Origin of the sequence: Flavonifractor porci, assembly GCF_037572415.1 — a bacterium.
GTDB classification, from domain to species: Bacteria; Bacillota; Clostridia; order Oscillospirales; family Oscillospiraceae; genus Flavonifractor; species Flavonifractor porci.
The window spans coordinates 20,723-32,198 of the sequence record NZ_JBBHLB010000010.1 but is presented as its reverse complement, the minus strand read 5'-3'; the positions used below and the strand labels follow the sequence as shown (position 1 = coordinate 32,198).

The 11,476-nt window shown below is 58.8% G+C and carries 11 protein-coding genes; 9 read left to right on the top strand and 2 right to left on the bottom strand.

The window, feature by feature from the left end:
- The first annotated feature begins 49 nt into the window (after nt 1-49).
- The 7 genes from rpsF to cysK all read left to right on the top strand — a co-directional run bounded on the left by rpsF (nt 50) and on the right by cysK (nt 5,505).
- Nucleotides 50-346 carry a 30S ribosomal protein S6 gene (gene rpsF, locus WHJ28_RS10090; protein ID WP_340042006.1) on the top strand — a complete coding sequence of 99 codons (297 nt, stop codon included), beginning with the start codon at nt 50-52 and terminating at the stop codon, nt 344-346.
- A gap of 15 nt (nt 347-361) precedes the next feature.
- Entirely contained in the window at nt 362-844 is a 483-nt protein-coding gene (locus WHJ28_RS10085; protein WP_087269348.1) for a single-stranded DNA-binding protein, read from the top strand.
- A gap of 75 nt (nt 845-919) precedes the next feature.
- A complete protein-coding gene (gene rpsR / locus WHJ28_RS10080; RefSeq protein WP_007490771.1) occupies nt 920-1,159 on the top strand; it encodes a 30S ribosomal protein S18 in 240 nt (79 codons plus the stop codon).
- Nucleotides 1,160-1,383: 224 nt separating this feature from the next.
- The gene (locus WHJ28_RS10075; RefSeq protein ID WP_340042005.1) at nt 1,384-2,388 is read left to right on the top strand and encodes a methionine ABC transporter ATP-binding protein; all 1,005 of its coding nucleotides are present in this window, start codon (nt 1,384-1,386) and stop codon (nt 2,386-2,388) included.
- Complete coding sequence (locus WHJ28_RS10070) at nt 2,381-3,160, top strand: methionine ABC transporter permease (protein ID WP_340042004.1); 780 nt, start codon at nt 2,381-2,383, stop codon at nt 3,158-3,160. Before WHJ28_RS10075 ends, WHJ28_RS10070 begins: the two co-directional genes overlap by 8 nt.
- A 436-nt stretch (nt 3,161-3,596) precedes the next feature.
- Nucleotides 3,597-4,460 carry a MetQ/NlpA family ABC transporter substrate-binding protein gene (locus WHJ28_RS10065; RefSeq protein ID WP_340042003.1) on the top strand — a complete coding sequence of 288 codons (864 nt, stop codon included), beginning with the start codon at nt 3,597-3,599 and terminating at the stop codon, nt 4,458-4,460.
- A 130-nt stretch (nt 4,461-4,590) separates the two neighbouring features.
- Entirely contained in the window at nt 4,591-5,505 is a 915-nt protein-coding gene (cysK, locus tag WHJ28_RS10060) for a cysteine synthase A (RefSeq protein WP_340042002.1), read from the top strand.
- 140 nt (nt 5,506-5,645) lie between these two features.
- On the opposite strand, the gene WHJ28_RS10055 is transcribed toward cysK, so the two are convergent.
- A complete protein-coding gene (locus tag WHJ28_RS10055; protein ID WP_340042001.1) occupies nt 5,646-7,556 on the bottom strand; it encodes an LTA synthase family protein in 1,911 nt (636 codons plus the stop codon).
- Between the two features lie 93 nt (nt 7,557-7,649).
- A complete protein-coding gene (locus tag WHJ28_RS10050; RefSeq protein ID WP_340042000.1) occupies nt 7,650-8,552 on the bottom strand; it encodes a LysR family transcriptional regulator in 903 nt (300 codons plus the stop codon).
- 180 nt (nt 8,553-8,732) lie between these two features.
- Here WHJ28_RS10050 and WHJ28_RS10045 point away from each other — a divergent pair, with 180 nt between their 5' ends.
- Together WHJ28_RS10045 and WHJ28_RS10040 are read left to right on the top strand one after the other, a co-directional pair.
- Nucleotides 8,733-9,998 (top strand): FAD-dependent oxidoreductase, encoded by a 1,266-nt coding sequence (locus WHJ28_RS10045; RefSeq protein ID WP_340041999.1) that lies wholly within the window; start codon nt 8,733-8,735, stop codon nt 9,996-9,998.
- Nucleotides 9,999-10,025: 27 nt separating this feature from the next.
- Nucleotides 10,026-11,465 (top strand): SLC13 family permease, encoded by a 1,440-nt coding sequence (locus tag WHJ28_RS10040; RefSeq protein WP_340041998.1) that lies wholly within the window; start codon nt 10,026-10,028, stop codon nt 11,463-11,465.
- The last annotated feature ends 11 nt before the right edge of the window (nt 11,466-11,476 follow it).

Here is an 11,476-nt window from a genome sequence, read left to right as displayed (position 1 = left end):
GCTCCCGCAGAGGGCGGGGGCCATATGTCCATAAGGAGGTGCAAAGAAAATGGCAAAACTCAGCGGTAACTACGAGGTGGTCTACATCCTCAATCCCAACCTGGGCGAGGAGGCCACTGCTGCCATGGTGCAGAAGTTCAAGACTCTGGTGGAGCAGAACGGCACCCTGGCTGAGGTCGACGAGTGGGGCAAGCGCCACCTGGCCTATCCCATCAATGACCTGACCGAGGGCTACTATGTGCTGATGACTTTCGAGTCCAAGCCCGAGTTCCCCCGTGAGCTGGATCGTATCCTGCGGATCACTGACGGTGTGATGCGCTCCCTGATCGTCTGCAAGGACGAGTAAGAGAGGAGAGGCTTCATGCTGAACCGTATTATTCTCATGGGCCGTCTGACCCGTGACCCTGAACTCCGGCACACTCAGACCGGGACGGCCGTGGCCTCCTTCTCTCTGGCTGTGGACCGGGACTTTAAGGACAAGACCACCGGCGAAAAGGCCACCGATTTCATTGATATCGTGGCCTGGCGTCAGACGGCGGAATTTGTCTCCCGTTTTCTCACCAAGGGCCGTATGGCCGTGGTGGAGGGCCGGCTCCAGCTGCGTGACTGGACCGACCGGGACGGCAACAAGCGCCGCACTGCCGAGGTGGTGGCCGACAACGTGTATTTTGGCGACTCCAAGCGGGACGCCGAGGGCGGCGGATATAGCGCGCCCTCCGGCGGCTACGGCACGCCCGGCGGCTATGCGCCCCCCGCGGCCCCTGTTGGCGGCGGCTATTCCGCCCCTGCCGGCGGCGACCAGTTTGCCGAACTCACCGAGGATGACGGCGAATTGCCCTTCTAAACCGAACACAGCGGCGGATGCCGCATCATAAAACAAGCCGGACTATAGGCCCGGAACAAGGGAGGTTTTCCAGTTATGGCTATGGATAGAGAGCGCCCCCGCGGCCGTAAGCGCCGCAAGGTCTGCACCTTCTGTGTGGACAAGGTGGAGCACATCGACTATAAGGACGCCGTGAAGCTGCGTCGGTTCCTGTCCGAGCGGAGCAAGATTCTGCCCCGCCGCACCACCGGCACCTGCGCCATGCATCAGCGTCAGCTCACTGAGGCCATCAAGCGTGCTCGTCAGATCGCGCTGCTGCCCTTCGTGACCGACTAATAGCGTCATTGAACAGCCGGGCCAATGGCCCGGCTGTTTCTTTTTGCTCTGACCATTCTCCAGCATCCCTGTAGGGGCCGATGCCCACATCGCCCCCTCTCTTCCGCCCCGAAACACCTTGACAGCCCGTCCCGGTTGTCATAGAATATTCCCGATGCAAACATCCCGGTGTTTTGTCAAAACCGGAGGTATTACATACAAATCAGACGAAGGAGAACAGACCTGTGATCGAACTGAAACACTTATCCAAGGTCTTTCCCACGGCGGACGGGGACTTTGAGGCCCTGTCGGATATCAACCTGACCATTGGGGACGGGGATATCTTTGGTATCGTCGGCATGAGCGGCGCGGGTAAATCCACCCTGGTGCGCTGCATCAACCTGCTGGAGCGGCCCACCCAGGGAGAGGTCCTCATCGACGGGGAGAACCTGATGGAGCTCTCCCCCGCCCGTCTGCGCCAGACCCGCCGGTCCATCAGCATGATTTTCCAGCAGTTCAACCTGCTGATGCAGCGGACCTGCCTGAAGAACATCTGCTTCCCCATGGAGATCGCCGGCGTCCCGGCTTCGGAGGCCAAAAAGCGTGCTCTGGAGTACCTGGACATCGTGGGCCTGCCCGACAAGGCCAACGCCTACCCCGCCCAGCTGTCCGGCGGCCAGAAGCAGCGCATCGCCATCGCCCGTGCTCTGGCCTCCAACCCCAAGATGCTGCTGTGTGACGAGGCCACTTCCGCTCTGGACCCCACCACCACCCGCTCTATCCTGAAGCTGATCCAGGACATCAATCAGCGTCTTGGCATCACCGTGGTGGTCATCACCCACGAGATGGCGGTGGTGGAGGAGATCTGCACCCACGTGGCCATTCTGGACCACGGGCATATGGTGGAGACCGGCACGGTGGAGGAGGTTTTCTCCAACCCCAAGACCGAGGCAGGCCGCAAGCTGGTATTCCCCGAGGGGGCCCATATCGACCAGTTCCCCGTGGCCAATGTGGTGCGGGTGGTGTTCAACGGCGGCTCCTCCTACGAGCCTCTCATCGCCTCCCTGGCCATCGACTGCGGGGTCAAGGTCAACATTCTGGGTGCCGATACCCGCAATGTGAACGGCAAAGCCTTTGGCTCCATGCTGCTGGGCCTGCCGGAGGACAAAACCGAGGCCTCCAAGGCCATGAATTATCTCCGCGCCCAGAAGGACGTGACTGTGGAGGAGGTGCCCGACTATCATGGATAAGTTTCTGAACCAAATGATGGCCGCCCTTACCGAGCCCGCCATGCAGCAGGAGATGCTCTATGGCATCTGGGAAACCATTTACTCCACCGTGCTGGCCACTGTGCTGGCTTGTCTGCTGGGCCTGATCCTAGGTGTGATCCTGGTGGCCGGCGAAAAGGACGGCGTGCGCCCCCTGCCCGGCCCCCTGATGAAGTTTATCAACATCGTCATCAATATTCTTCGCTCAGTCCCCTTCCTCATTCTGATGATGATGCTCCTGCCCGTGTTCAAGCCCATCATCGGTACCACCATCGGCACCCCTGCCGCCATCCTGCCTCTGGTGGCCGCCGCCGCTCCCTTTGTGGCCCGACTGGTGGAGACCTCCCTGCGAGAGGTGGACAAGGGTGTCATCGAAGCCGCTCAGTCCATGGGCTGTACCCCTTTCCAAATTATCTGGAAGGTGATCCTGCCCGAAAGCAAGCCCGGTCTGGTAGCCGGCTTTGTCACTGCTCTCATTACCATCCTGGGCTACGGCTCCATGGCTGGCTTTATCGGCGGCGGCGGACTGGGTAAAATCGCCATTAACTATGGCTATAACAAGTATAACTACGGTGTTATGTTTGTGGCAGTGGTCCTCATCGTCATTCTGGTCCAGGTCTTCCAGACCATCGGCACCAAGATTGCCGTCGGCCTGGACCACCGCATCACCGACAAGGGCGGCAAAAAACGCCGCTCCAAATCGGTCTCCCATAAAATTGATGCAGAAAAGCGGGAGCCCAACGGCCTGCTGTAAATTTGTGATATCCGGCAAACTATTTGGTTTGCCGGATATTTTTTTAGTCAATGTGACCGCTTGACAGCAACGGCTCTCAGTTGTAAACTAATTGCAACCCAGTGAGAACTGAATACGCCCCTCAAACGCAATGAAGAGAAGAGTAGCCAGAAAGATACGGCACAGAGAGCCCGGTATGGTGGGAACGGGTACGGAAGGTTTTGGTGAAGATGGTCTCGGAGCGGCGCACCGACTACCGCAAGGTATAGGCTGCGACGGGTGCGCCCGTCAGCGCGCAGGAGTATGGCTGTACTCCATAAGGCCCCTGTCGCGAGGCAGTGGTGAAGCAAGGTGGTACCACGAAGCGGAAAGCTCTCGTCCTTGAATTTGTTTCAAGGGCGTTTTTTTGTACTCAAATTTGGGCAGCACTTCAAGAAACGAAAAGGAGAAATGTACCATGAAGAAGTTTGTCTCTCTGCTCCTGACCGGCGCTCTGTCCTTTGGCCTGCTGGCTGGCTGCGGCGGCGGCACCGCCAACACCCCCGCCGGCAACTCCCAGACCCCCGGCGCCGAGAACAGCGCCTCTCTGGAGGGCACCGTCATCAAGGTGGCCGCTTCCCCCACCCCTCACGCTGAGATCCTGAAGGTCGCCAAGGAGGTCCTGGCTGAGCAGGGCATTACCCTGGAGATCCAGGAGTTCACTGATTACATCCAGCCCAACATGGTTACCGAGGACGGCCAGGTGGACGCCAACTACTTCCAGCACATTACCTACCTGAACGACTTCAACACTGAGAACGGCACCCATCTGGTAAGCGTGGCTGACCTGCACTATGAGCCCTTCGGCATCTATGCCGGCAAGACCGTCTCTCTGGCCGACCTGCCTGACGGCGCTGTCATTGGTGTACCCAACGATCCCACCAATGAGGGCCGCGCTCTGCTCCTGCTCCAGCAGGAGGGCCTGATCACCCTGAAGGAAGGCGTGGGTCTCACCGCCACCAAGCTGGACATCGCCGAGAATCCCAAGAACCTGGACATCCAGGAGCTGGAGGCCGCTCAGCTGCCCCGTTCTCTGGACAGCCTGGATCTGGCCGTTATCAACGGCAACTACGCTCTGCAGGCCGGTCTGAACGCCGCCGACGCTCTGGCTGTGGAGTCCACCGACGGCGAGGCCGCTCAGGCTTACGTCAACGTGCTGGCTGTTAAGGAGGGCAAGGAGAACGATCCCGCCATCCAGGCCCTGGTGGCCGCTCTGAAGAGCGATGAGGTCAAGACCTTTATGGAAGAGACCTGGCCCGGCGCCGTCGTTCCCATGTTCTGATTTTCTAAACATCAAAACAAGGCCCGCCATCTGGCGGGCCTTGTTTATTGTCCAAAATTCCTATTGAATTCATAGGATTTATATGGTATGCTGATAACAACCTAAAAAATCACCCAGGAGGATATATACTATGAAGATCGCCCATACCATTCCTGAATTGATCGGTAATACCCCCCTGCTCCACCTGGAGCGCTTTGCCCCTGACAGCATCGTTTGGGGCAAGCTGGAGAGCTTTAATCCCCTGTCCTCTGCCAAGGACCGGGCCGGCCTGTATATGATCCGGGCCGCTGAGGAGGCCGGCCTGCTGAAGCCTGGTGCTACTATTGTAGAGCCCACCAGCGGCAATACCGGTGTGGCCCTGGCCTATATTGGCCGTCAGCGTGGCTATCGGGTGGTGCTCACCATGCCTGAGACCATGAGCCAGGAGCGCCGCTCCCTGCTGTCCGCCCTGGGGGCGGAACTGGTGCTCACTGAGGGAGCCCGCGGCATGAGCGGTGCCATTGCCAAGGCCAAGGAGCTGCTGGAGGCCGATCCCTCCGCCTGGATGCCCGACCAGTTCAATAACCCCGCCAACGCCCAGGCCCATTATGAGACCACCGGCCCGGAGATCTGGCGGGATACCGACGGCACAGTGGACGTACTGGTGTCCGGCGTAGGCTCGGGCGGCACCATCACCGGCGCGGGCCGCTTCCTGAAGGAGCAGAACCCCAACATTAAGGTAGTGGCGGTAGAGCCCGCTGAGTCCCCCGTCCTGTCCGGCGGCCAGCCCGGCCCTCATAAGATCCAGGGCATCGGCGCAGGCTTTGTTCCCGGCACCCTGGATCGGAGTGTGGTGGATGAGGTTCTTACCGTCCCCAGTGCGGAGGCCATTGTCGCCGCCAAGGAGCTGGCCCGGGCAGAGGGCGTCCTGGTGGGCATCTCCTCCGGCGCCGCCGCCTGGGCGGCTCGGGCGCTTTCCAAGCGGCCTGACTTCCAGGGCAAGACCATCGTGACCGTTCTGCCCGACACCGGCGAGCGCTACCTCTCCACCGGTATCTACGCATAACCAAATCAAACGTGCCCCCAAAGGCCGTGATATGCTCCCTCCACGAGAGGCAGCGTTTTATTTCGCTGTCTCTCATGGAGGGAGCATTGTTATGCCACAAAATCAAAAACCGAGCAGTTTCTTCTCCGTCGGCGCACTACTTATTCCGCCAGGTGGAAGAAATCCTCCAGCCGGTTGGATTTATCAAAAAGATTGTTATACAGCAGTACCTTATAGGCCTGGATGGTCTTATCCAACTGGTCGGGCAGCGTTTCGTTCTCCCCGTACCAGTTGCCTTCCCCATCCCGCACACCCACGGTATTGATGACCGGGGCGGCCTCCCACAGCCGGGACAAAAACTTCTGGTAGCCGGTCATGGGCAGGTTGGCGGTATCCATCAGCAGGGCGGACAGGTAGTTAAGGGAGAGCTCCACCCCATCCGCCTCCGGGATATCGTAGTTGGCCCACAGCACAAAGGGTACCATCTGCTTTTTCTGAGCCAGAGCGGTATCCGGGTTCTCCCCCAGCACGTCGGTGTAGAAGTTGGTGGCCACCTGGGGCTGGTGGTCCCCAAAGAGGAGGATCATGGTGGGCTCCTCCACCCGGGAGAAGTAGTCGATCAGGTATTCGAAGGCCTGGTCGCTCTGGTAGATGAGGGACAGGTACTGGTTCACCGTCTGAAATCTGCCCTCCAGGCTGCCGGTGAGCCACACCTCCCGGGGCAGGTTGTCCCAGGACAACTGATAGCCGCTGTGGTTCTGCATGGTGACGTTGAAGAGGAACAGGGGCTCCCCCGCCTCCTTCTCCTCATACAGCCGGATCAGATTCTCATAGTCACACTGATCGGTGACATATCCGGATTTCTCATCTCCCCGCATATAGGTACGGTTCTGGAAGTCTCTTTCAAAATATACCTCGTCAAAGCCGAAGTTCTTATATACCGAGGGGCGATTCCAGCCAGAGGACCGGTAAGGATGGGCAGCAATGGTGTGGTAGCCCAGGTCGGACATCTGGCCCACCAGGGTAGGGTCCCCGTCAGAGACGTACATCTGATAGGGTACCGTACCGGCGGGCAGATAGGCGGTGGTATTGCCGGTGAGGAACTCATACTCCGAGTTGGCCGTGGTGCCGCCAAACACCGAGGAATAGGCATAGCCCTTGATGGTATCCTCTGTCAGTGCGCGAATAAAGGGCATGGGGTCCTGGTTGGTCTCCACCCCCGGCAGCACACTCAGGTCGGAAAAGGACTCATTCATAATGACAATGACGTTCACCGGCCGCACCGTGCCGTCCGGGTCCACTACCGTCACAGACAGATCGTCGCTGACATTTTCCGTCCCCAGATCGTTTAAGGTCTGCTGGGAGTAGGTGTCCGGTTTGTCCACCTTCATGTACTTCATGCACACGGCAAAGTTGAGGAAGAGGCCGTTGCCCCGGGTGGTCCACATAGAGGGTTCGATCCCCAGTTTCTCCACCATACTGGTGCCGAAAAACACCGACAGGAACACCGCGGCCGCTCCCGCCGAGGCTCCGAACACCTTCCATGAGAACTTTTTCCGGGGCTCGTTGGGCAGTACCTTCATGGCCAGGATCACCGCGATCATTATGATCAGGGTCACCCACTGCCGCTGGGACAGGGAATAGTTATAGTTGCCCGCCACGTTGGCAGCGGTACCCAGGGTGAGGAAATCTCCCGGGAACAGCGTACGGCCACGGAATGCAATGAGGTAGTGGTTGGCGCAGCCGAAGCCCCAGGCGATGCCCAGGCCCAGCTTTACCGCGCCGCTGCGCCGGCCCCGGAGGAAGTAGAAGATCAGCTCACCAAAGTAGTACCACACCAGATTCAGCAGGATCTGGGCGGGGGTAAAGTCCTTCCAAGGATCGTTATAATTCAGATACTCCACCATGGTGAAGGAGATCAGGGGCACCACGATCAGCAGGACCATGGTAGTCCACCAGTATTGCCGGGGACTCATGGTCAGCTTGGGCCACTTCAGCCGGAACCGCCGCTTTTGAGGCGTCTGGGGCTCCAGTACCTCCGGCGCCTCAGGCGTTTCAGTAATGTTGCTCATATCATTACGCTGCCTTTACCAAAAATTCATGGTTCCCATTTTATCACAAAAGAGCGAAAGCGCAACGCGCTTTCGCTCTTTTTAACAGATTCTTCATTCAACTATATGTTCTCTTAAAAATCTCTGTGAAAAGCGGATGAATTGTTCCAACGCCGGGTCGTACCGGGGGTCCTTCTTATACACCAGATAAACCGTACGCTGAATAGCCGGGTCAAGCGTCATCGCTACCACATCCGGATAGTGATAATATTCCGTGGTGGTCCGTGTGCAAAAGCTGACGCCCATATTCTTATTGACCAGCGCCAGGCAGGAGTCGATCTGACTGCACACATTCTGCACCTGGCACTGGATCCCCAGGCTGGCCAAATGGGACAGAATGATCCCCGAGAGATTGAAATCCTGATTGGGAGTGATCAGCACCTGGTCCGCTAACTGCTTGAGATCCAGGCTCTTTTGACGGGACAACGGATTGTCCATATGGACCACCGCGCACACCTCTGACTGGATCAGCGGCAGACTGCTCATCTGTCCCATGGAGGGCTCCGACGGATTGATGATGGCAAATGCAACATCAATCTCATTTTGTTCCAACGCATGAAGCAGTTCCACGCTGCCCCGCTCCTGCAGGGACAGCGTGATATTGGGATTCCAGCTGTGGAAGGCATGAACCAGCTCGGGAATCCTCAGGGAACACATAATGGGCAGCGCACCAATCCGCACCCGCCCATCGCGGTTGGCGGCATAATCCTCCATCAACTCCCCCAATGCCTGCATATCATTCAGGATCCGCCGGGCATACCGGACAAACGCCTTCCCCGCTTCGGTCAAATAAACCCGTTTTCTGATCCTGGAAAATAGCGGTACACCCAATTCCCGTTCCAGATGAATGATCTGGTTGGACAAAGAGGGCTGGGAGAGATGCAGCTTTTCCGCCGCCCGGGTAATGTTGCCGCACTCCGCCACAGTGACCACATAAAGCAGCTGGCTCCGTTCCATCGTCTTTCCCCCTCCCAACTCCTTTGAGTATAGGCGTTCCCCTATCCACTGTCAATGGTCCACCCCAAATTTAATAGTTATTAGCTATCAATATAATAGTTATTATGATTTTTACAAATGTTATTTCCAATGATATAGTTGGTTCATCCAAGGTATTCAACGAAAACAGGAGGCATTTTTATGAAAAATATGCAAAACTATGACGTCATTGTGGTGGGTGGCGGCGCCGCAGGCGTTGCCGCCGCCGTGGGCGCCGTCCAGGCCGGGGCCAGCTGCCTGCTGGTGGAGCGCAACGGCAGTTTGGGCGGACAGGCCACCAATGCCAACGTGGCGTCCTACTGCGGTTTTTTCACCCACAGCGATCCGCCCCAGCAGATCGTCAAGGGCGTGGGACAGCAGGTACTGGACCTGTTGGCCCAGCTGGGCGCTTATGACGGCTACAAGCTCTCCTCCGTCAACAATGCCATCGTGACCCTGGATGAAGAGGCACTGAAGTACGCGCTGGACCTGCTGGTCCAGAAGCATCCCTCTCTGAAGCTCCTGCTCCACTGCAGACTGATCGGGGCACAGACTGATCCCGAGACCGGCGTCATCCGCTCCATTCGTTGTGTGGATGACGAGGGTGCCTACGAGTTTTACAGCAAAGCCTTTGTGGATGCCAGTGGAGACGGCAATCTGGCCCATCTGGCCGGGGCGGAATGCCGTTTTGGCGACGGCAGGGGAGGCGGCTATTTCTCCACCAAAATGATGCGGATCGACCATGTGGGGCCGGAGGCAAAATTTGCTCCCGCGATTTTGGAGAAGGCCCTTCAGCGAGCCAAGGCGGACGGGCTGTCCCACCTGACCAAGGAGTCCGGCATCGTCTTTCGCACCGCGCCGGACACCGCCTACGCCATTCTGCCCAGCGTAATTGTCCCCGCTCTGGATGCCGAGACCCTGACCGCCTGTGAACAGAACACCCGGGCCCAATGTCAGGAATACATCGCCGCCTTCCGCAAATACCTGCCCGGCATGGAGCACTGCCGGCTGGTCTCCTCCGGCTATAAGCTGGGGCTGCGGGATACCCGGCATTTGGTTGGCCAGTACACCCTTACCGGCCAGGATGTGCTGGAAGGCGTCAAACAGCCCGACGGCGTGGCTCGGGGGAGCTGGCCCTGCGAGATGCACACAGACATCAACAAGATCGCACAGTACCTGTGGGTTAAGGACGACGGCTACTATGATATTCCTCTCCGCTGTCTGAAATCCCGCAGTACAGCCAACCTGTGGGGCGCCGGCCGCCTGGTCAGCGCCGATCCGGTGGCCTTTGCTTCCGTCCGCGTCATGGGAACCGGATTTGCCACCGGCCACGCCGCCGGTGTGGCCGCCGCGCTGTCCGTGCTCCAGCCGGACGCGGGTACGGCGGAAATTCAGGCCGAACTGCGCCGTCAGGGCGCGTGTATATAACCCATTCTGAACAAGGAGGTATCTATCATGAAACGCACAGTCTCCATTGTAGCCGCACTGGCGTGTATCGCTGGCTTCCGCTTTTTGCCCGCCCCCGCCGGCATGACCAGCTCCGCCATGCAGGTGCTGGGCATCTTCATTGGCGCGCTGATCCTGTGGCTGACCCTCTCCATCGACTGGCCCAGTCTTCTGGCGCTGGCCGCCCTGGTCACGGTGCCCGAGCTTACCATGGGCAGTGTTCTGACCAACTCTCTGGGTAATTCCACTGTGGCATTCCTTCTGTTCACCTTCATGTGTACCTACGCCATCTCCAAAACTTCCTTCGTCAAGCGCTGCGCCATTCTGTTTATCAGCAGCCGCCTGGCCCGGAAAAGCCCCTGGGCCTTTTTCATTCTCTATTGCGCGTCCATTCTGGTCATCGGTCTGGTCATGTCCCCCTCGGTGGTATTTGTGATCTACCTACCCATCCTCAAAGCCATCTGCGAGGAACTGGATCTCCATGAAAACGACAAGCTGGCCAACGCCCTGATGCTGGGCCAGCTTTTCTCCTCCGCTATCTCTTGCGGCATGACGCCCATCGCCCACGTCTTTCCCATCATGGCTATGGGCTTCTATCAGAACGCCACCGGCACCGCCGTCAGCTACGCCCACTATATGGCCTTCGCCATGCCGGTGGGAGTGATCTGCTTTGTCATCATGATCCTTCTGTTCCGGTTCGTGCTGCGCCCGGATATGTCCTGCGTCTCCAGGCTGGATTTCCAGGCACTGAAGCAAAGCGTTACTCCGGCGGACCGCCGGGAAAAGGCCACCCTAACCATCTTTTTCCTGGTGGTAGCCATGTGGGTGCTGCCTGAATTTATTGAGCCGGCCCTGCCCACCGTGGCCAGCTTCCTGGATACCCAGGGAACCGCCTTCCCCCCGCTGGTGGGCGCAGTGGCCCTCTGCCTGCTCTCCGTGGACGGCGCTCCCCTGATGAACTTTAAGGAGGCCATGCAGAAGGGCGTGGAGTGGGGCAGCGTAATCATGGCCGGCGCCACGCTGGCGCTGGGCTCCGCCATGACCAACGCGGACATCGGTCTGACCGATTGGCTGAGCAGCGCCATTGCTCCCACACTCAGCGGACTGCCTGTCTGGCTGCTCATCCTGGTCTTTACCATCTGGGCCGCCGTCATGACCAATGTGGCCTCCAACATGGTTACCGTCACCGTGGTGTGCGCCGTGGCCATTCCCCTGTGCATGGCCAGCAACGGGGCGGTCAGCACCCCGGCCATCGCCATGATCATCGGTATGCTGGCCAGCTACGCCTTCGTTACCCCGCCCGCGCACCCCAATGTACCCCTGGCCATCGGCTCCGGATGGACCAAAACCGGCCAGGTCATCACCTACGGCACCATCCTGATGGTGGTCTCCATCATCGTCACCGTTCTTGTGGGCTATCCCATTGCCAGCGCTCTGATGGGCGCCTGATCCCCCCGACC